We start from the raw sequence: 19,303 nt of genomic DNA, 5'->3' as shown, positions 1-19,303 counted from the left end.
CAGGGTGGATGCGCCGCCCGTCGCGGCTGAAGATCGCCTGCGACGGTCAGGCGGGCCGCTGCTCGCGCTCGGCGACGATCGTGAGCGCGATATCGACGATCATGTCCTCCTGGCCGCCCACGAGCCGGCGGCGGCCGCACTCCATGAGGATGTCGCGGACGTCGACGCCGTACCGCGTGGCGGCGGTCTCCGCGTGGCGGAGGAACGACGAGTAGACGCCGGCGTACCCCAGGGTGAGGGTCTCCCGGTCGACACGCACCGGACGGTCCTGCAGCGGGCGGACGATGTCGTCCGCGGCGTCCTGGAGCTGGAACAGGTCGCATCGGTGCTCGAAGTCCGAGAGGTCCGCGACCGCGATGAACGCCTCCAGCGGGCAGTTGCCCGCCCCCGCGCCGTGACCGGCCAGCGACGCGTCGACCCGGTAGACGCCATTCTCGACCGCGACGACGGAATTGGCGACCGACAGCGAGAGGTTCTCGTGGGCGTGGATGCCGATCTCGGTCCCGGCGTCGAGGACGTCGCGGTACGCACGGACCCGCGCGGCCACGTCGTTCATCGTGAGCCGGCCGCCGGAGTCGGTGACGTAGACGCAGTGCGCGCCGTAGGACTCCATCAGCTTCGCCTGCCGGGCCAGTTCCTCCGGCGGGGCCATGTGGGAGAGCATCAAGAATCCGGACACGTCCATGCCGAGTTCGCGCGCCGCGGCGATGTGCTGCGCGGAGATGTCGGCCTCGGTGCAGTGCGTGGCGACCCGGACGGAGCGTACGCCGAGGTCGTGGGCGTGCTTCAGTTCGTGGACGGTGCCGACACCCGGCAGCAGCAGCGTGGTGAGGCGGGCGTTCACCAGCACCGATGCCGCGGCTTCGATCCATTCCCAGTCCGTGTGCGACCCGGGACCGTAGTTGAGCGACCCTCCGGCGAGCCCGTCGCCGTGCGCGACCTCGATCGCGTCGACGCCGGCCCGGTCGAGCGCGGTGACGATGCGTTCGACGTCCTCCGGGGTCATCCGGTGGCGTACGGCGTGCATCCCGTCGCGCAGCGTGACGTCCTGGACGAAGATCGGGGTGCCCATCAGAGGCCCGCCTTCCCTGCCGCGATGCGCTCCGCGACCCGCAGGCCCGCGGAGGTCATGATGTCGAGATTGCCGGCGTAGGCCGGAAGGTAGTGCGCGGCGCCCTCGACCTCGAGGAAGACCGACACCTGGTGGGTGGGCCGGGAGGCGCCGTCGGCGAGGAGCGTCCCGACCGGCTGGTCGGCGGGGATCTCGGTGATCTGCACCAGCTGTTTGAGCCGGTAGCCGGGGACGTAGGCGGCGACGTCGGCGACCATCTTCTCGACCGAGCGCCGGATCTCCTCGCGTGCGGCCGGGTCCGGTGCCGTGACGAGGCAGAAGACCGTGTCCCGCATGATCATCGGCGGCTCGGCGGGGTTGAGAATGATGATCGCCTTGCCGCGGCGCGCCCCACCGACCTGCTCGATGGCGGCCGAAGTGGTCTCGGTGAACTCGTCGATGTTGGCGCGGGTGCCCGGACCGGCCGACTTCGACGCGATCGACGCGACGATCTCGGCGAACTCGACCGGCACCACACGGCTGACGGCGGCGACGATCGGGATCGTTGCCTGGCCGCCACAGGTGACCATGTTGACGTCGGGCGCGTCGAGGTGCTCGTCGAGGTTGACAGCGGGGATCACGTAGGGCCCGATCGCCGCCGGAGTCAGGTCGATCATGCGCTTCCCGAGCGGGGTCAGCTTCGCGGCGTTCACCTCGTGCGCCTTGGCCGAGGTCGCGTCGAAGACGATCCCGATCTCGTCGAAGTCCGGCAGCGCGATCAGCCCGTCGACGCCCTCGTGTGTCGTCTGGACGCCGAACCGGGCGGCGCGGGCCAGGCCGTCCGACTCGGGGTCGATGCCGACCATGGCACCCATCTCGAGGTGGTGCGCGCCGCGCAACACCTTGATCATCAGGTCGGTGCCGATGTTGCCCGATCCGATGATCGCGACCTTCGTCTTGCTCATGGTGCTGCTCCTTCGGTGAAGCGGACCGTCACGGTGCCGAGGCCGGACAGGGTGGCGGTGACGGTGTCGCCGGCGGCGACCGGCCGCATCGGACCGAGCGCGCCGGAGAGGACGACCTGCCCCGCGCGCAGCGGCTCGCCGAGGTCGCGGGCCATGCGGCCCAGCCACACGACCGCCTCGATCGGGTCGCCCAGGCAGGCCGCGCCGGTCCCGGTGGAGACCTCCTCACCGTCGATGCTCATCGACATCACGACGTCCACCGGCTCGAACTCGTCGAGGGTGCGGCGCTCCGTCCCGAGCACGTACGCGCCCGAGGACGCGTTGTCGGCGACCGTGTCGCCGAAGGCGATGTCCCACCCGGCGATCCGGCTGCCGCAGATCTCGAGCGCGGCGACGCCGTACGCGATCGCGTCCCGGACCTGTGGGGCGTCGAGCGGGCCGTCGGCCAGGTCGGAACGGAGCACGAACGCGATCTCCGCCTCGACCCGTGGCTGGAGGATCCGCCCGGCCGGGATCGCGTCCCCATCGGCGTACCCCATGTCGTCGAAGAGGACGCCGAGGTCGGGCTGGTCGACGCCGAGCTGCCGTTGCACGGCCTCCGAGGTCAGGCCGATTTTGCGGCCGACGATCCGGGCGCCGGCGGCGAGGCGGCGCCCGGTGAGCGCCGCCTGGACGGCGTACGCGGCGGCCAGGTCGTCCCGGCCGATCAGGTCCCGCACGGGGGAGCAGGGCACGCCGGACGCGGACGCCCCGGCGAGCCGCTCGACCGCGGCGGCGATGTCGGACTGGCTCGTGGCGGCGAGCCCGGTGGTTTCGGTCACACCCCCACTGTGCAGGCGGGCTCGAGCACGGAACCAGCACTTCGTCTCGTTCAGCGATACGCTGCGGGAGTGACGGAGACGGCCGACCTCGACACCGTGCTGGGCAAGGCGGTGACGATCCTGCGCGCCTTCCGGCCCGAGGACCGGGTCGTCAGCCTCGCCGAGCTGGTGCGGCGTACCGGCCTCCACAAGGCGACCGTGCACCGGCTGTCCAGCGGCCTGGTCACCAACCGCCTGCTCGACCGCGCCGACGGCGGCTACCGGCTCAGTGGCGGCCTCTTCGAGCTCGGGATGCTCGCCTCGCTGGAGCGCAGCCTGCTCGAGGTGGCGATGCCGTTCCTCCAGGACCTTTACGAACGCACCCACGAGACCGTCCATCTCGGGGTGCGGGAGGGGCACGACGTCGTCTACGTCGCCAAGATCGGCGGCCACCGCCAAGCCAAGGTGCCCTCGCGCCCAGGTGGGCGGATGCCGCTGCACTGCACCGCGATCGGCAAGGCCCTGCTCGCGTACGCCGGCGCCGACCTGCGGCGCGAGGTGCTGACCGGGCCGCTCGAACGGCGCACCCCGCACACCGTCGTCGCTCCAGGCATCCTCCGGCGCCAGTTGCAGCGCGTCACCGAGACCGGCGTCGCGTTCGAGCAGGAGGAGTCGGCCGTCGGGCTCGTGTGTGTCGCCGCGCCGGTTCTGGGGCGCGGCGACGAGCCGCTCGCCGCGATCAGCGTGGCCGGCCCCAGCCACAGGTTCCGGCCCGAGGGACACGTGACGGCGGTGCGCTCGGCGGCGGCCGCGCTCGGCAGCACACTGAGCCGGCGCGACCTCCTCCGCTGAACCGGCGTCTCAGAGGGCGCGAGTGATCGCGCCGGCCGTAGCCGTGAGCGCGGCGATGAGCTGCCTCGCGGCCGCCTGAGCGGCCCCGTCCGCATCAGAGCAGGCACGTCCCGGGCGGGCGTGCCTGCTCGCGCGTTCGCGGGAGGTGTTCAGGAGTGAGTCGGCGCGCCGGTGCTCGGGAGGCCTTCCGGCACGTCGTCGGGGGCGATGGCGCCCTCTCCGGGTGTGCTCTGCAGGTACACGTGCTGGTGGCCGTTGCCCGCGTCGATGTTGAGCTGGTCGAGTTGGGTCGCCGCGACCGACCACATCGCGATGCCGGCGGAGCGCTGGCGCGTGGCGAGGTCGATGATGGGCTGCCGCGCGTCGGCGGGCAGCTTCTCGGCGGCGGCGTAGGTGTCGACCGCGGCGGCGAGGGTGTTCACCGCGCTGCGGAAGCCTCCGCGCGCCACGTTGGTGGCGGTCGTCCCCGAGGGGGTGTCCGCGTGCCGCGCGACGGCCTCCTTGAGGGTGTTCTGCCAGGTCGCGAGGTCCCCGAGCGGCGCCGGTCCGGCGGGTTGCGGGTTCGAGGCCGGGTCCTTGGGGAATGCCGCGGTGAGCCCGCCCAGGACGCGGTTCAGATCCTCGGCGGTCTTGCGCGCGGACGCGGTGAGCTCGCCGATCTGCTGGACGTCCCGCTTGGCGTCGGCCTCCTGCATGTCGGCGATGGCGGCCTGCGTGGCGTCGGGGCGGCCGATCATGTACCCGATGGGCCCTGCGACGAGGGCGGCGACCAGTGCGGTGGTCAGGAGGGCGACGGGGCGGCGACCGGCCGGGGCGGGCTGCGTCGTGGCGGTTCGCGTGGAGGCCAAAGGCGACGGGACCGTCTTTCGGGCCAACGAAAGCTCCTCTTGACTCGGCCCCCCGCACGGCTGTGAGGCCGAAGATATCACTCCGCCCGGTTTTCCGCCTTTGTCCGTGCGTGGCGGATTGATCACCCCGAGGGGCCGGACACCGGACCTGCCTGCGGGTGTGGGCTCCTCGTCGGCGTGTGACGGGGAGATCGTCCTGGTGGTAAGGAGAACTCCTTTTTGTCATGGGTCGACCTGCGGCGATGCCGACTGCTACGGTTGCAGTTGATTGTCATTATCATTATCGAAAGGCCTGGTGTGCGTACCCTCCGTCGCGTGCCGCTCGCGAGTTTGGTGGCCGGGCTGGCCATCGTCGTCCTGACATCCTGCGCGTCGTCCGAAGGCGCGCCCTCCGAAGGCGGCTCGCCGTCCGCCGCGCCCGCCTCCTCACCGGACCGCGTTTCGGTGGTCGCGTCCACCAACGTGTACGGCGACATCGCCCGGCAGATCGGCGGCGACCGGGTCGACGTGGTGTCGATCATCAGCGATCCCTCGCAGGACCCTCATTCCTTCGAGGCCAACGCCCAGACACAGCTCCGGCTGTCCAACGCCAAGGTCGTCATCGAGAACGGCGGCGGGTACGACGACTTCGTCGACACCATGCTCAAGGCCGCCGGCAACCCCGGCGCCCAGGTGCTGAACGCCGTCACCATCTCCGGGAAGACCGCGCCGCCCGGCGGGGGGCTGAACGAGCACATCTGGTACGACCTCCCGAGCGTCGGCAAGATCGCCGACCAGATCGCGGCCGCGTTCGGCAAGGCCGACTCCACGGGCGCCGCCCAGTTCACGGCCAACGCGTCGGCGTTCAAGGCGAAGCTGGACACGCTGGTGAAGGATGAAGCCGACATCGCGGCCACGGCCAAGGGGCAGGGCGTCGCGATCACCGAGCCCGTCCCGCTGTACATGCTCGAGGCCTGCGGGCTGGTCGACCGCACTCCCGGGGAGTTCAGCGAGGCCATCGAGGAGGGCGGCGAGATCCCGCCGCGCGCGCTGCGCGAGACGCTGGCCCTGCTGACCGGCAAGCGGGTCGCCGCGCTGGTCTACAACGAGCAGACCGCCGGGCCGGAGACCGAGCAGGTGAGGCAGGCCGCGCAGAAGGGCGGCGTGGCGGTCGTGCCGGTCACCGAGACCCTGCCGCCGGGCAAGGACTACATCGGCTGGATGACCGACAACATCGCCGCCGTCCGCGGCGCCCTGTCCAGATAAGTCCAGATAAGTCAGGTCATCATGATCAGCTTGCGAGATGCCGCGCTGTCCTACGGCGAGCGGGTGCTGTGGAAGGACCTCACCCTCGACGTCGAGCCGGGCGAGTTCCTGGTCGTCCTCGGCCCCAACGGCTCGGGGAAGACGAGCCTGCTGCGGGCCCTGCTCGGCGAGGTCGCCCTGTCGGCGGGGACGATGACGATCGGCGGGCGGCCCCCGCGGCGCGGCAGCCCGCTGATCGGCTACGTCCCCCAGCAGAAGGCGATGTCCCCGAACATGCCGCTGCGCTCGCGCGACCTGGTGCGGCTCGGCATCGACGGCCACCGCTGGGGCATGGGCCGGGCCGGACGGGCGGTTCGCGCGCGCGTCGGCGAGCTGCTCGCCGAGGTGGGGGCCGAGTCGTACGCCGACGCCCCGATCGGGACGCTGTCGGGCGGCGAGCAGCAGCGCGTCCGGATCGCCCAGGCGCTGGCCACCGACCCGCGCATCCTGCTCTGCGACGAGCCGCTGCTGTCGCTGGACCCGCACCACCAGCGGGCCGTCGCCGAGCTGATCGACCGGCGTCGGCGCGAGCACGACACCGCGGTGGTGTTCGTCACCCACGAGATCAACCCCGTCCTGGCGATGGTGGACCGCGTGCTCTACTTCGTGGACGGCCGGTTCCGCGTCGGGACGGTGCGCGAGGTGATGACGTCGCGCACGCTGTCGGAGCTGTACGGGACGCCCGTCGAGGTGGTCAGCATCAGCGGCCGGATCGTCATGCCCGGGGCCCTGGCCTCGGGCCACCATCACCCGAGTGGCGAGGCGCGCGGACGGTGAACGGCGTGTGGCACCAGATCTTCAACTTCACCGACTACGGCGCGCTGCTGGCCCTGGTGAAGAACTCGCTGGTCGCCGGGGCGATCCTGGGGGTCGTCGGCGGGCTGGTCGGCGTCTTCGTGATGATGCGCGACCTGCCGTTCGCCGTGCACGGCATCAGCGAGCTGTCCTTCGCCGGCGCGTCCGCCGCGCTGCTGATGGGCGCGAACGTGGTCGCCGGGTCACTGGTGGGGTCGGTGGTCGCGGCGGCGGTCATCGGCGCGCTCGGCATGCGGGCGCGGGACCGCAACTCCATCATCGGCGTGCTGATGCCGTTCGGGCTCGGGCTCGGCGTGCTGTTCCTGGCGCTGTACAAGGGCCGGGCGGCGAACAAGTTCGGCCTGCTCACCGGCCAGATCATCGCCGTGGACACCCCTCAGCTGTCGTGGCTGGCCGCGACCTCGGCCGTCGTGCTCGTCACGCTCGCCGTCCTGTGGCGGCCGCTGACCTTCGCCAGCGTCGACCCGGAGGTCGCCGCCGCGCGGGGCGTGCCGGTCCGCGCGCTGGCGCCGATCTTCACCATCGTGCTGGGCCTGGCCGTCGCGATCTCCATCCAGATCGTGGGCGCGCTGCTCGTGCTCGCGCTGCTGTGCACACCGGCCGCCGCCGCGATGCGCGTCACCGCCTCGCCGGTGAGGGTTCCCCTGCTCAGCGTGCTCTTCGCCACCGTCTCCATGCTCGGCGGCACCCTGCTGGCGCTTGGCAGCAGCGTCCCCATCAGCCCGTACGTCACCACGATCTCGTTCACGATCTACCTCGCCTGCCGGGGTGTCGGCGCGGCCCGCGCCCGGGGCGCCTGGACCCGGCGCCGCGCCGCGTCCCCCGACCGCGTTGCGACGGTGAGGCCGAGCTGAGGCGGGGCGCGGCTATTCGTACGGTTCCGCAGGCTCTCTGATGCGCTCGATGCTCTCCGCCGCGAGCTCGGGGGCCACCATGCCGGTGGGTACCCCGGCCGAGGCGGCCGGGACGAAGGTGCCGGTGACCCGGATCCAGCTGTTGGGCGGCGGAGCCTCCGCTCCGCGCACGCGCGCGGTGAACGCGACCGCGTCCGCGGCGCAGCACGCCATCTGCATCCGGCCGACGTACCAGGCTCCGGCCTCGCCGTCGGTCACGAACCCGGTCAGGCGGATCCGGAGGCCGCGCATCGTCTCGGGGGCCGCCGCCGCCCGGCCGGCGAACTCGGCCATCGTCAGGTCGGTGATCCTGTCCGCGGGCAGGGGGAAGAACGCCTGCGCGGGCGGGGGAGGCGCCACCGGGCGTCCAGCCGTCCGCACGGCCGCGTACGAGCCGAGCGCGGGCGGGGCGATCACGAAGATCACCAGTACCGGCAGGCAGAGGAGCCAGGCCACACTCGGCCCTCGGCCGTGGTCGTGGCCTGTGGGGTCGTGGTCCGTGTGGCCGTCCGGACGCGCCGCCGCCTCCTCGGACCCGGCGTCCGCGTGCCCGGCCGCGGGCGACCAGAAATAACCGAGCAGCCGGACCGCTCCGAGGACCAGCATGCCGATCCCCGCCGCGATGAGGAAGGGCCGGAAGCCGGGCTTCACGTAGTTCACGTACGTGGAGGAGAACAGCGATATCTTCAGCGTCGCGCCGCCGAGGAGCGTGACCACCAGGCCCTGGGACATGCGGTTCACAACAGCACCCATCCGATGACGGCGCTCACCAGAACGCCGAGGGCGAAGGTCAGCGGGACGAAGCGCGTCGCGAAGCGGCGGCCGAAGGTCCCGACCTGCAGGGCGATCAGCTTCAGGTCCACCATCGGCCCCACGACCAGGAACGCGAGCTTCGCCGTCATGGGGAACGGCGTGAGGCCGGCGGCGACGAACGCGTCGGCCTCCGAGCAGATCGAAAGGATCACGGCGAGCACGGCCAGCGTGAGCACCGACAGCCACGGGACTCCGGCCAGCCCGCTGATCCACGACTGGGGGACGACGATGTTGAGCGTGGCCGCCGCGAGGCCGCCCACCACCAGGAAGCCTCCGGCGTGCAGCAGGTCGTGCAGCATCGCCTCCGCGAAGGCCTTCCACCCGCGGGCGTCGGCGGGGCGTACGGGGATGCGCAGCCAGTCCGTGCGTCCGAACCGCGCCCACGCCCAGCCGGCGAGGACGGCGACCAGCAGCGACGCGGCGAACCGGGCCACGACCATGAGCGGCGCGCCGGGGAAGGCCACGGCCGTCGCCACCAGCACCACCGGGTTGATCGCCGGGGACGACAGCAGGAACGCGAGCGCCGCCGCCGGGGTCACCCCGCGGGCCATGAGGCCGCCCGCCACCGGCACCGACGCGCACTCGCACCCCGGCAGCACGGCCCCCGCGAGCCCGGCCACCGGGACCGCGGCCGCCGGGTGGCGGGGCAGCGCCCGCGCCCAGAACGACGCCGGGACGAACGCGGTGATCACCGCGGACAGGGCGACGCCGAACACCAGGAACGGCAGCGCCTGCACGCAGATCGCGACGAAGATCGTCGACCAGGTCTGCAGCGCGGGCGACTGCACGTACGGCGTGAGCCAGATGGGGCCGGCGATCAGCAGGCCGATGACCAGTACGTAGACCAAGGGGATGCCGTCCGTCCGCGGCGCCTGCGCGGTGGACGGAAGGGGGTCGCGCGTGTCCGTGGGGGAGGCGACCACGCCGTCACTCATTCGTGAAGTGTGGCAGGGATTTCATGCTGGTACCTCCGGGAATGCCAACGATCGCCGGAACTGTAGGGGCGCAGGGTGAACGCAAGGTGGACGGCGCCCGCGCGCTCACCGGCGGGCCACACGTTGCGTGACGCGGACCAGACCGTCGAAGCCATCGACGGCGAGGAGTTGCAAGTCGCCTCCGCGTAGGCGCCACTTGAACGGTTTTGCGGGCCCGGTCGCCGTCGTTCGTTCCCTCCCGGTCTGGTACCTGCCGAGTAAAACGCCGCCCGCCCGCGGATCCACCCGGAGGACGGGGGTACGCACGTCATATGACCTTGTGGGGCAAGCGGGGCGACATGGTCGTGCACCGGCGGGAGCCTTTCAACGCGGAGCCGCCGCGGTGCGCGCTGGCCGGGCGTCCGATCACGGCGGTGGACACCTTCTACAGCCGCAACCACGGCCCGATCCCCGAGGCCGGCGAGGAGTTGTGGTGTCTGGAGGTCGACGGGCTGGTCCGGCGGCCGTTGCGCCTGTCCCTGGACCGGCTGCGCGAGGGGTTCGCGCGATGGGAGGTGACCGCGACGCTGCAGTGCGCGGGCAATCGCCGCGTGGACCTGCTGGAGGTGCGCGACATTCCCGGCCAGGAGCCGTGGGGACCCGGTGCGACCTCGACCGCGCGCTGGAGCGGCGTGCGCCTGGCCGACGTCCTGGCCGAGGCGGGCATGCTCCCCGAGGCGGCGTTCGTCGCCTTCGCGGCCCCGGACGTCTCGCGGGACGCCGACCCGCCCCAGCCGTTCGGCGGTTCGATTCCCGTGGCCAAGGCGCTGGCGGACGAGGTGCTGCTGGCCTGGGCGATGAACGACCGGCCGCTGCCGCGCGTCCACGGCGGGCCGTTGCGCGTCGTCGTCCCCGGCTGGATCGGCGCCCGCAGCGTCAAGTGGCTCCGGCGGATCACCGCGCAGGCCGAGCCGTCGCGCAACTACTTCCAGGCCGTCGCCTACCGTCTGCTGCCGCCTGACGCGGATCCCGCCGAGGCCAGGCCGGGCGACGGCGTGCCGTTGGGGCCGGTGGCGCTCAACTGCGACATCCTCTGGCCGGACGGCGCGGCCCCCGTGCCCGCCGGGCCGCTCCTGGTGACCGGCTACGCCTTCGCCGGCGACGACCGCAGCGTGACCCGGTTGGACGTCTCCCTGGACGACGGCCGCACCTGGGCGCAGGCCGAACTCGACGCCCCTGAGGGCCCGTGGGCCTGGCAGCACTGGCGGATCACCGTGGACCTGCCTCCGGGCGAGACCGTGGTCACCGCGCGTGCCTGGGACTCCACCGCCGCCCTGCAACCCGAGTCGCCCGAATCGCTGTGGAACCCGCTGGGCTACGTCAACAACGCGTGGGCACGCCTCCGCCTCGTCGGCCATCCCTGACGTCGCGCCGGAACATGTACCGTCCCGATTCGCGTAGGCCGAGAGGCGAAATTCACAAAAGGGATGAAACAGGCGCTAACCTGGCACTGGTGAGCCCGTCCCACAGCAGAGGACCGCGGCGCTCATTGTGTTGCGCAGATCACCGTGAGGGTCGGCCTCCGCGTCGAACCCGCGGTTCAGGACGGCCACCGAGCCCCTGAACGCGACGGTCGGTCTCGTGGTTCCGCGTTCCGATCATGCTGTGCGGGGGCCGAGCATGAGGATCACATCTGTTTTCTTTTCACGTCTGAAATCCATCCGCGCGCGGATCACCGCGCTGGTGGCGCTCATCGCGGTGGTGCTGCTGGTGCCGGCGTCGGTGGCGGCCGGGCTGGTGGCGCGTACGGTGATCAACCAGAGCGTGTGGCAGCACAGCCGCCGCCAGGCCGAGCTGACCGCCGCGGCGGTCCGCGCCCGGCGGCTGACCGGGGTGATCGTGCCGTCCACGCCCGGCGTCGACCTGGTGCAGGTGGTGGCTCCCGGCCGGCGGGTCATCGCCGCCTCGGCGCAGGCCCGGGGCCCGGCCCTGGTCGCAGCCTGGCCGGCGGCGGCGGACCCGGCGCAGGACGTGCAGGTGTGCCGGCCCCGCGTCCCGTGCCTGCTCATCTCGGCGCTGCGCGTGTCGCCCGCGGCCGGCTCGCCGGTCGTCTACGCCGGCAGGGCCGCGCCGGGCGCGATCTCGTCGGCGAAGCTGGACGGGTTGTTCGCCGTCGAGGCGATCCTGCTGGTCGCGCTGGCCACCTGGGCGGCGTGGACGGTTACCGGCCGCACGCTGCGCCCGGTGGAGGCCATCCGTTCCGAGCTCGCCCACATCACCGCCAGCGACCTGGACACCCGGGTGCCCCAGCCGAGGGGCGAGGACGAGGTCGCCCGGCTCGCCGGGACCATCAACCAGACCCTGGAACGCCTGGAACGGTCGCGCGACGCCGAGCAGCGGGTGCGCGCGGGGCTGCAACGGATGCTGGACCAGCAGCGCCGCTTCACCTCCGACGCCTCCCACGAGCTGCGCACCCCCCTCGCCGGGCTGCGCGCCCAGCTCGAGGGCGCCGAGCTGCATCCCGACGAGAGCGACATGCCGCACGTGCTGCGCCACGCGCTGCGGGACGTCGACCGCCTGCAGGCCATCATCACCGACCTGCTGCTGCTGTCCCAGATGGGCGCCGTCCATCCTGGCGATCTGCGCACGCTGGACCTGGGTGGGCTGGTGGCCGCCGAGACCGGGTGGCGCGAGGACGACCGGCACCCGGTCCGGCTCGACCTCGAGCCCGGCGTGCGCGTCGAGGTGGCGCCCGGCCTGATCGCCCGGCTGCTCGCCAACCTGCTGGACAACGCTCAGCGCCACGCGTCCGGCTGCGTCGGGGTACGGCTGAGGGCCGGTGGCGGCCTGGCCGAGCTGACCGTCACCGACGACGGGCCCGGCATCCCCGAAGCCGAACGCGAGGTGGTCTTCCACCGGTTCACCCGCCTGGACACCGCCCGCGGTCGCGGCCAGGGCGGCACCGGCCTGGGCCTGGCCATCGCCCGCGACATCGCCCACGCCCACCACGGCACCCTGGACATCGCCGACGCCCCCGCCCGCGGCGCCTGCTTCGTCCTGTGCCTGCCCCTGGCGGACGATGACGGCGAGCGGGAGCCGGCCGCGGCGGAACCCGTCGGCGAATCATGACAACAACCGGCAGATCGGGCACGTGACGGCTGATCGTAGTCAGGTCGTGTTCAGGTGGGGCGTGCAAGTCTCCCGCCATGACGACGACCACGACGGCTCGACGCCGGATGCTGAACAAGGTTCCCGAGGTCACGATCTACTTCTGGATCATCAAGGTCCTGTGCACGACGGTGGGGGAGACGGCGGCCGACTTCCTGAACCAGAACCTCGGGTTCGGGCTGACCGGCACCTCCCTGGTCATGAGCGTGCTGCTGATCATCGCCCTGATCGTCCAGTTCAGGTCCCGGCGGTACTCGCCGGGCGTGTACTGGGTCGCGGTGGTGCTGATCAGCATCGTCGGCACCCTGATCACCGACAATCTGACCGACAACGTCGGCGTCTCGCTGGAGGTGACGACCGCGGTGTTCGCCGTGGTCCTGGCGCTGACCTTCGCCGCCTGGTACGCCGCCGAGCGGACGCTGTCCATCCACACGATCCACACCCCGCGCCGCGAGGCCTTCTACTGGCTGGCCATCCTGTTCACCTTCGCCCTCGGCACCGCCGCGGGCGACCTCGCCGCCGAGCGTCTCGGCCTCGGCTACCTGCCCTCGGCGCTGATCTTCGGCGCGCTGATCGCCGTCGTGGCCGCCGCCCACTTCGTCCTGCGCGCCGGCGCGGTGCTGACGTTCTGGATCGCCTACGTCCTGACCCGCCCGCTCGGCGCCTCCCTCGGCGACTACCTGTCGCAGTCCCCGGACGACGGCGGCCTGGGGTTGGGTACCGTGGCCACCAGCGGGCTCTTCCTGGTCACGATCCTGGCGTTCGTCGTCTACCTCGCGGTGACGCGCAGGGACGCGACCCCGGCGGAGACCTCTGCCTGAGCCCGCGAGAACGGGGGTGAACGTGACGACGAAGATCGCTATCGTCGAGGACGACCTCGCGTTGCGGCTGGGGCTCGGCCGGGGGCTGCGGGAGGACGGTTTCGAGGTGGTCCTGTCCGCCGGGTCTGGAACCGACCTGCTGGCCGGCCTCGGGGAGGTCTGTCCCGACGTGTTCGTCATCGACATCGGGCTGCCGGACACCGATGGCCGCGACCTGGTCATGGCGCTGCGCGCCCGGGGGATCGGCGCGCCGGTCATGCTGCTGACCGCGCGCGGTCACGTCACCGACCGGCTGTCGGGGTTCCACGCCGGCGCCGACGACTACCTGCCCAAGCCCTTCCACTTCGAGGAACTGGTCCTGCGGCTGAGGGCCCTGGCCCGGCGCGGCCAGGGCCCCGCCGACCCGCCCGAGGGGCTCTACCTCGACCCGGCCGCCCACGAGGTCGGCCACGACGGCAACCGGGCCCCACTCACCCCGACAGAGTTCCGCCTGCTCGCGATCCTCCTGGCCCGGCGGGGAGAGGTGGTGCGCAGGCAGGCGCTGATCGCGGCGGCCTGGCCGTCCGGGGCGACCGTCCACGACAACACGCTGGACGCCTACCTGCTCAGGCTGCGGCGCAAGCTGGCCGACCTGGGCCGGCCGGACGCGATCAAGACGGTCCGGGGCGTGGGGTACCGCGTCGGATGATCCGCCGCAGGCTGGTCTTCAGCGCGGCCGCTCCCCTCGCCGTGGCGCTCGTCGCCCTCACCGCAGGCTTCTACGTCGTCCTGTCCTGGCGGCTGGAGCGCGACGCCGACCACGCGCTGCGGGCGCGGGCCGACGCGGCGGCGGGCGTCATCACGGTGTCCTCGGGCCGGCTCCACATGATCGAGACCCCGTTCGACGAGGCGCTGGACAACGGGGTCTGGGTGTTCGACGCCCGCGGCACGGTGGTGAGCTCGCCCGCCGCCGGCGCGCTGGACCGGGAGGCCCACGCCCTCGCCGGGGTCACCCGCCCGACGTTCCGCGGCCACGGTGGCGATCTGCGCTTCCTGGCCGTTCCCCTGCGCGAGTACGCCGCCCCGGGCGGCACCCTCGTCGTGGCCCTCTCCCTGGCCCCGTTCCTGGAGGCCGAGCACACGACGCTGGTCGCGGCGATCGTCTTCGACGTGTTGATCCTGGGGCTGGGCGCGGTGTTCGTGCGCCGCGCCGTGACCCAGGCCCTGCGCCCGGTGGCGCGGATGACCGACCAGGCGGCGCGATGGTCCGAGCACGATCTCGACAAGAGGTTCAGCCTCGGACCGCCGCGCGACGAGCTGAGCGGGCTGGCCGCGACGCTGGACAACCTGCTCGGCCGCCTGTCGGCCGCGCTGCGCCACGAGCAGCGCGTCACCGCCGAGATCGCGCACGAACTGCGGACGCCCCTGAGCCAGGTGCGGCTGGAGACCGAGGTCGCGCTGCGCCGCGACCGTCCCGCGTCCGAGCTGCGCGCCGCGCTCACCGAGGTGTCGAACGCCACCGACCGCATGACCAACGCGCTGGACACGCTGATCGGCCTGGCCCAGCGCGACATCCGCCCCGCCGGCGGCACGACGCCGGCCGGAAAGGTGGCGAGGGACGCGCTGCGCGCCTGCCGCGATCGCGTCGGCGGGATCCGCCTGGACCTCGAACGGGCCGGCGAGGGCGAGGTGCTGGTCGGCTGTGATCACGACGTCGTGCTGAGGATGCTGCAGCCGCTGCTGGACAACGCGCTGCGCTTCGGGCGCTCCGCCGTCACCCTGCGGGTGGGGCGGGAGGGCGGCGAGGTGCTGTTCCGCGTCCGCGACGACGGCCCCGGCTTCGCCGAGGACGAGCTGGAGGCGGTCCTGCGCCCGGGCGTCCAGGGCCACGCCTCGACGCCCGGCGAGGGCTCCGGCCTCGGCCTCGCGCTGGCCCGCCGCCTGGCGGAGGCGGCGGGCGGGAGTCTCACGCCGCGTGCGGGCGGGTCCGGCGGCATCGTCGACCTGCGGCTCCCGGTGGCCGCGGCGGTGAACCAGAGGGTCTGATCGGGGCGCCGCCGGAGTGCGGCTGAGCGTCCCCGCAGGGTCGCTCCCCGTGCGGCCGGGCGCCCAGGCCGCGCGACAAAACCCATCCCATGTTGAATTATCGCAATATCTGGGTACTCGACTAATCCGGTCGAGAACTAGAGAACTCGACCGCAGAATCCGCGCGGCGCGCACGAGGTCGGTGCCGCTGACCGACAGGAGCAGAGAGATGTTGACGGTGATCGGCGCGGGATTCCCGCGTACAGGCACCACGTCGCTCAAAGCAGCTCTGGACCGGCTGGGCTTCGGTCCCTGTTACCGAATTCGTCCGTAGTGCTTCGGCCTTCAGCTTCAGGCCGGGGGTGAAGCGGACTCTCCCGCGTAGCGAAGCGGGGAAGGCCGATCCGCCGCCAAGGCGGATCAGCGTCTGGTACGGTGAGCCGGTCAGGTACCGCCGGACGGGTGGGAACGGAGCCGGAAGACTCGAAAGCCTGTGGAGACTCGGTAAGACCATCTGCACGATGGCTCAGGTCGGTGAAGCAGGAAGCCACAGAAGTGCCGCATGCGCGGCAACAGGCTGAATCCCCGGTCCTTCAGGTCGGGGAGCGCGTCAACACATGTTCGAGGTCATCGTCCATCCTGAGCAGGCCGACCGGTAGCTCCCCGTCGTCCAGGGCGGTCCCGTGGACTGGGATTCGGTGTTCGCGGGGTACCGGTCGGCGGTGGACTGGTCGGCCGCCTGCTTCTGGCGGGACCTGGCGGACGCCTACCCGGACGCGAAGGTAGTCCTGACCGTGCGCGACCCCCGCCGCTGGTACAACATCGAACGCTTCCACCGCGAGGGCCGCCTGATCACACCGTTCGACCCCGCGCCCTAGCTCGGCCTCGCGCCGTAGGTGCGATGCCCCGGCCTACCCGGGCACGCGGTGCTCCGCCTTGGCGAACTGGTACAGGATCGCGCGGCAGAAGGCCGGGAGGTCGGCGGGAGAGCGGCTGGTCGTGAACTGGCCGCCGACGCAGACCCCTGGTCGACGACCGCCGCCCCGGCGTTGCGCAGGTCCGTGCGGATGCTCGGCCAGGACGTGAGGCGGCGGCCGCGTACCGCATCGGCCTCGACCAGTGCCCAGGGGCCGTGGCAGATCGCCGCGGTGGGCTTGCGCGTGGCGACGAACGCCTTCACGAACCCGACGGCGTCACGGTTCATCTGGAGCTGGTCCGTGTTCATGGTCCCGCCAGGCAGCAGGAGGGCGTCGTAGTCGCCGGGCGAGGCGTCGGACACCAGCCGGTCGACGGTCGCGTGAGCGTTCACAGGTCCGCGCCGGATTGGACACGAGGTCACGCGCGACCTTAGGTTTACCTGGCTTAGCTTTGCCTTGCCTTAGGGGATGTTGCGGATGCGTGGATACGGCCGGACGCGGCGGGCGGGCCTGCTCTGACCGGCACGGCCCTACGGGGCATCGCACGACGGAGGGTGCGCCGCGACGGGGCGTACCCTCCGGTCCTGCTCGCCCTGTGCGCGGTGGTCGCCCTCGTCACCGCCGTCCCGCTCTTCTTCGTCGTGGGCTACGCGGTGAGCGTCGGCTGGGACGAGGCATGGCGGCTGATCGTGCGCCCGCGCGTCGGCGAGCTGCTCGTCAACACGGTCGAGCTGACGCTCGGCTGCATGGTCCTGTGCGCCGGGCTCGGCTCGGCGGCGGCGTGGCTGGTGCACCGCACCGACCTGCCGGGACGCAAGGTCTGGCACGTGCTGCTCGCCGCGCCCCTCGCGGTCCCCGCGTTCGTCACGAGCTTCGGGTGGGTCTCGGTCACCGGCGCCGTCGAGAGCTACGGCGGCGCCCTGCTGATCGTGACCCTCGCCTACTATCCCCTGGTGTACCTGCCGGTGGCCGCGACCCTCCGGGGGCTGGACCCGGCCCTGGAGGAGACCGCCCGCTCGCTGGGCCTCGGCTCGTGGGCCGTCTTCGTCCGCGTCGTGCTGCCGCAGCTTCGCCCGGCCGTGCTCGGCGGGGCGCTGCTCGTCGGGCTGCACCTGCTGGCCGAGTTCGGCGCCCTGCAGATGCTGCGCTTCCCGACGTTCACCACGGCGATCTACGACCAGTACCGGTCGGCCTACGACGCCCAGTCCGCCAACATGCTGGCCGGCGTGCTCGTGGCGTGCTGCGCGGTGCTGCTGCTCGCCGAGCTGCGGCTGCGCGGCCGGCGCCGGTACGCCCGCCTCGGCTCGGGCGCGGCCCGGATCGCCCCGCCGGCCCGCCTCGGCCTGTGGACGGTCCCCGCGCTGCTCGCCGTGCTCGGCGTCGTCGCGCTCGGGCTCGGCGTCCCGCTGGCCAGCCTGGCGCACTGGCTGCTGGTCGGCGCATCCACGTCGTTCCCGGTCGAGACCCTGGTCCAGACGGCGGGTACGGCGCTCGGGCTCGGCCTGATGGCCGCCCTGGTCACGACGGTGAGCGCGCTGCCGGTGGCCTGGCTGGCGGTCCGCCACCGCGGCCGGGTCGGCAGCCTGCTGGAGCGCAGCACCTACATCGGCAACTCGCTGCCCGGCATCGTGGTCGCGCTGGCGTTGATCACGGTGTCCATCCGCTTCGTCCAGCCCGCGTACCAGACCACGGGGCTGCTGCTCGCCGCGTACATGATCATGTTCCTGCCCCGGGCGCTGGTGAGCGTCCGCGCGGCCATCGCCCAGGCCCAGCCGGTCCTGGACGACGTCGCGCACTCGCTGGGCGCCGGCACGGCCGCGACGCTGCGCCGGGTGACGCTGCCGCTGGTGGCCCCGGGCGTCGCCGCCGGCGCGGCGCTGGTCTTCCTCGCCGTCGTCACCGAGCTGACCGCCACCCTGCTGCTGTCGCCCACGGGCACGCACACGCTGGCCACCCAGTTCTGGAGCGAGGTCCGGGACGTCGACTACGGCGCCGCCGCCCCGTACGCCGTGCTCATGGTGCTGATCTCGGCTCCGGCGACCTACCTGCTCACCGCGACCGCCAGGAGGTCCACATGACAGGCCTGACCATCCAGGGGCTCGGCAAGAACTTCGGCGCCGTGGCGGCGCTGGCGGGCGTCGACCTCGACGTGCCCGCGCGCAGCCTCACCGCCATCCTCGGCCCCTCCGGCTGCGGCAAGACCACCCTGCTGCGCCTGGTCGCGGGCTTCACGACGCCCGACGCCGGCACGATCAGCTTCGGCGACCAGGTGGTGTCCGAGCCGCGCACGGCCGTCCCGCCCCAGCGGCGCGGCATCGGCTACGTGCCCCAGGAGGGCGCCCTGTTCCCGCACCTGCGCGTCGCCGACAACATCACCTTCGCCCTGCCCCGCTCCGCCCGCCGGTCGCGGGATCGGCTGGCCGAGCTGCTCGACCTGGTCGAGTTGGACTCCTTCACCGCCGAGCGGTACCCGCACGAGCTGTCGGGCGGCCAGCAGCAACGCGTCGCGCTCGCGCGGGCGCTGGCCCCGCGTCCCTCGATCGTCCTGCTCGACGAGCCGTTCTCGTCCCTGGACGCGAACCTGCGCCTGTCGACCGGGCGGACGGTCGTGCAGGCGCTGCGCGCCGCGGGCGCGACGGCGATCCTCGTCACCCACGACCAGGACGAGGCGCTGTCACTGGCCGACCAGGTCGCCGTCATGCGCGAGGGCCGGCTGGTGCAGGCCGGCCCGCCGGGCACGGTGTACGCCACCCCGGCCGACCCGGCCGTGGCGCGGTTCGTCGGCGACGCGGTGCTGCTGCCCGCCGTCGTCACCGGCGGGACGGCGCGGTGCGCGCTCGGCACGCTCGCGTTGCGCGGCGATTCCGCGCAGGGCGAGGCCCAGGTGCTGGTCCGCCCCGAGCAGATCGAGATCCTCGACGGCGGCGCGGGCGTGCCCGCCACCGTCGGGGCGGTGACCTACTTCGGGCACGACGCCACCGTCGCCATGATGCTCCAGCCGGACGGCCCGGAGATCGTCGCCCGGGTCAGCGGCGCCCGTACCCCTCACCCGGGCAGCCGGGTGCACCTCACCGTCAACGGCCCGGCCACCGCCTTCCCGTCCCCGGACGGCCCGTGACGCATCGGGTGCTCCCTGTTCGAGGTGCCGTCTGTCATG

The 19,303-nt window shown here is 72.6% G+C and carries 18 protein-coding genes and 2 pseudogenes; 13 read left to right on the top strand and 7 right to left on the bottom strand.

The genetic code is table 11. The features are described from left to right. Nucleotides 1-46: 46 nt before the first annotated feature. The 3 genes from dmpG to AB0M95_RS00250 are packed head-to-tail and all read right to left on the bottom strand — an operon-like array spanning nt 47 to nt 2,837. Nucleotides 47-1,072 carry a 4-hydroxy-2-oxovalerate aldolase gene (gene dmpG, locus AB0M95_RS00260; RefSeq protein WP_363757656.1) on the bottom strand — a complete coding sequence of 342 codons (1,026 nt, stop codon included), beginning with the start codon at nt 1,070-1,072 and terminating at the stop codon, nt 47-49. Continuing rightward, nucleotides 1,072-2,016, bottom strand: coding sequence for an acetaldehyde dehydrogenase (acetylating) (locus AB0M95_RS00255; RefSeq protein ID WP_363757654.1), 945 nt, complete (start codon nt 2,014-2,016; stop codon nt 1,072-1,074). The genes dmpG and AB0M95_RS00255 overlap by 1 nt, the downstream gene beginning before the upstream one ends. After that, nucleotides 2,013-2,837 (bottom strand): fumarylacetoacetate hydrolase family protein, encoded by an 825-nt coding sequence (locus AB0M95_RS00250; protein WP_363757652.1) that lies wholly within the window; start codon nt 2,835-2,837, stop codon nt 2,013-2,015. Before AB0M95_RS00250 ends, AB0M95_RS00255 begins: the two co-directional genes overlap by 4 nt. Nucleotides 2,838-2,906: 69 nt before the next feature. Between AB0M95_RS00250 and AB0M95_RS00245 the strand changes: the two genes are divergently transcribed. Further along, nucleotides 2,907-3,668 (top strand): IclR family transcriptional regulator, encoded by a 762-nt coding sequence (locus tag AB0M95_RS00245; protein WP_363757650.1) that lies wholly within the window; start codon nt 2,907-2,909, stop codon nt 3,666-3,668. A 149-nt stretch (nt 3,669-3,817) separates the two neighbouring features. Here AB0M95_RS00245 and AB0M95_RS00240 read toward each other — a convergent pair whose 3' ends face one another. Next, a complete protein-coding gene (locus tag AB0M95_RS00240) occupies nt 3,818-4,543 on the bottom strand; it encodes a hypothetical protein (RefSeq protein WP_363757648.1) in 726 nt (241 codons plus the stop codon). Nucleotides 4,544-4,831: 288 nt separating this feature from the next. Between AB0M95_RS00240 and AB0M95_RS00235 the strand changes: the two genes are divergently transcribed. The 3 genes from AB0M95_RS00235 to AB0M95_RS00225 are packed head-to-tail and all read left to right on the top strand — an operon-like array spanning nt 4,832 to nt 7,470. Beyond that, nucleotides 4,832-5,761: a zinc ABC transporter substrate-binding protein gene (locus AB0M95_RS00235; RefSeq protein ID WP_363757646.1), complete on the top strand. Its 930-nt coding sequence runs from the start codon at nt 4,832-4,834 to the stop codon at nt 5,759-5,761. 21 nt (nt 5,762-5,782) lie between these two features. Further along, nucleotides 5,783-6,577: an ABC transporter ATP-binding protein gene (locus tag AB0M95_RS00230; protein WP_358525863.1), complete on the top strand. Its 795-nt coding sequence runs from the start codon at nt 5,783-5,785 to the stop codon at nt 6,575-6,577. Next, nucleotides 6,574-7,470 carry a metal ABC transporter permease gene (locus AB0M95_RS00225; RefSeq protein ID WP_363757644.1) on the top strand — a complete coding sequence of 299 codons (897 nt, stop codon included), beginning with the start codon at nt 6,574-6,576 and terminating at the stop codon, nt 7,468-7,470. Before AB0M95_RS00230 ends, AB0M95_RS00225 begins: the two co-directional genes overlap by 4 nt. A 12-nt stretch (nt 7,471-7,482) precedes the next feature. Here the strand turns inward: AB0M95_RS00225 and AB0M95_RS00220 are convergent, their stop codons facing one another. Then, complete coding sequence (locus AB0M95_RS00220; protein WP_363757642.1) at nt 7,483-8,262, bottom strand: TIGR03943 family protein; 780 nt, start codon at nt 8,260-8,262, stop codon at nt 7,483-7,485. Next, complete coding sequence (locus AB0M95_RS00215) at nt 8,247-9,257, bottom strand: permease (RefSeq protein WP_363757640.1); 1,011 nt, start codon at nt 9,255-9,257, stop codon at nt 8,247-8,249. Before AB0M95_RS00215 ends, AB0M95_RS00220 begins: the two co-directional genes overlap by 16 nt. A 311-nt stretch (nt 9,258-9,568) precedes the next feature. On the opposite strand from AB0M95_RS00215, the gene AB0M95_RS00210 reads away from it, so the two are divergent. The 7 genes and pseudogenes from AB0M95_RS00210 (at nt 9,569) to AB0M95_RS00180 (ending at nt 16,107) form a co-directional block, all read left to right on the top strand. Continuing rightward, nucleotides 9,569-10,660 (top strand): sulfite oxidase, encoded by a 1,092-nt coding sequence (locus AB0M95_RS00210; RefSeq protein WP_358525868.1) that lies wholly within the window; start codon nt 9,569-9,571, stop codon nt 10,658-10,660. Between the two features lie 319 nt (nt 10,661-10,979). After that, nucleotides 10,980-12,365 (top strand): ATP-binding protein, encoded by a 1,386-nt coding sequence (locus AB0M95_RS00205; protein WP_363757638.1) that lies wholly within the window; start codon nt 10,980-10,982, stop codon nt 12,363-12,365. 77 nt (nt 12,366-12,442) lie between these two features. After that, nucleotides 12,443-13,225: a hypothetical protein gene (locus tag AB0M95_RS00200; protein ID WP_363757636.1), complete on the top strand. Its 783-nt coding sequence runs from the start codon at nt 12,443-12,445 to the stop codon at nt 13,223-13,225. 22 nt (nt 13,226-13,247) lie between these two features. Continuing rightward, nucleotides 13,248-13,913: a response regulator transcription factor gene (locus tag AB0M95_RS00195; protein WP_363757634.1), complete on the top strand. Its 666-nt coding sequence runs from the start codon at nt 13,248-13,250 to the stop codon at nt 13,911-13,913. Next, nucleotides 13,910-15,250: an ATP-binding protein gene (locus tag AB0M95_RS00190; protein WP_363757632.1), complete on the top strand. Its 1,341-nt coding sequence runs from the start codon at nt 13,910-13,912 to the stop codon at nt 15,248-15,250. The genes AB0M95_RS00195 and AB0M95_RS00190 overlap by 4 nt, the downstream gene beginning before the upstream one ends. Before the next feature lie 208 nt (nt 15,251-15,458). Next, nucleotides 15,459-15,554 (top strand): annotated as a pseudogene (locus AB0M95_RS00185) (sulfotransferase); the annotation flags it as partial. A 358-nt stretch (nt 15,555-15,912) separates the two neighbouring features. After that, nucleotides 15,913-16,107, top strand: coding sequence for a sulfotransferase (locus tag AB0M95_RS00180; protein ID WP_363757630.1), 195 nt, complete (start codon nt 15,913-15,915; stop codon nt 16,105-16,107). Between the two features lie 33 nt (nt 16,108-16,140). On the opposite strand, the pseudogene AB0M95_RS00175 reads toward AB0M95_RS00180, so the two are convergent. Next, a pseudogene (locus AB0M95_RS00175) lies at nt 16,141-16,520 on the bottom strand (DJ-1/PfpI family protein); the annotation flags it as partial. Nucleotides 16,521-16,700: 180 nt separating this feature from the next. Between AB0M95_RS00175 and AB0M95_RS00170 the strand changes: the two are divergent. Both AB0M95_RS00170 and AB0M95_RS00165 read left to right on the top strand, forming a co-directional pair. Next, nucleotides 16,701-18,224: an iron ABC transporter permease gene (locus AB0M95_RS00170; protein ID WP_363757629.1), complete on the top strand. Its 1,524-nt coding sequence runs from the start codon at nt 16,701-16,703 to the stop codon at nt 18,222-18,224. Then, nucleotides 18,221-19,264 carry an ABC transporter ATP-binding protein gene (locus tag AB0M95_RS00165; protein WP_363757627.1) on the top strand — a complete coding sequence of 348 codons (1,044 nt, stop codon included), beginning with the start codon at nt 18,221-18,223 and terminating at the stop codon, nt 19,262-19,264. The genes AB0M95_RS00170 and AB0M95_RS00165 overlap by 4 nt, the downstream gene beginning before the upstream one ends. The last annotated feature ends 39 nt before the right edge of the window (nt 19,265-19,303 follow it).

Source organism: Sphaerisporangium sp. NPDC051017, assembly GCF_040683095.1.
Lineage (GTDB): Bacteria > Actinomycetota > Actinomycetes > Streptosporangiales > Streptosporangiaceae > Sphaerisporangium.
Note: the sequence above shows the minus strand (reverse complement) of the source record. Positions and strands in the feature narration are given on the sequence as shown.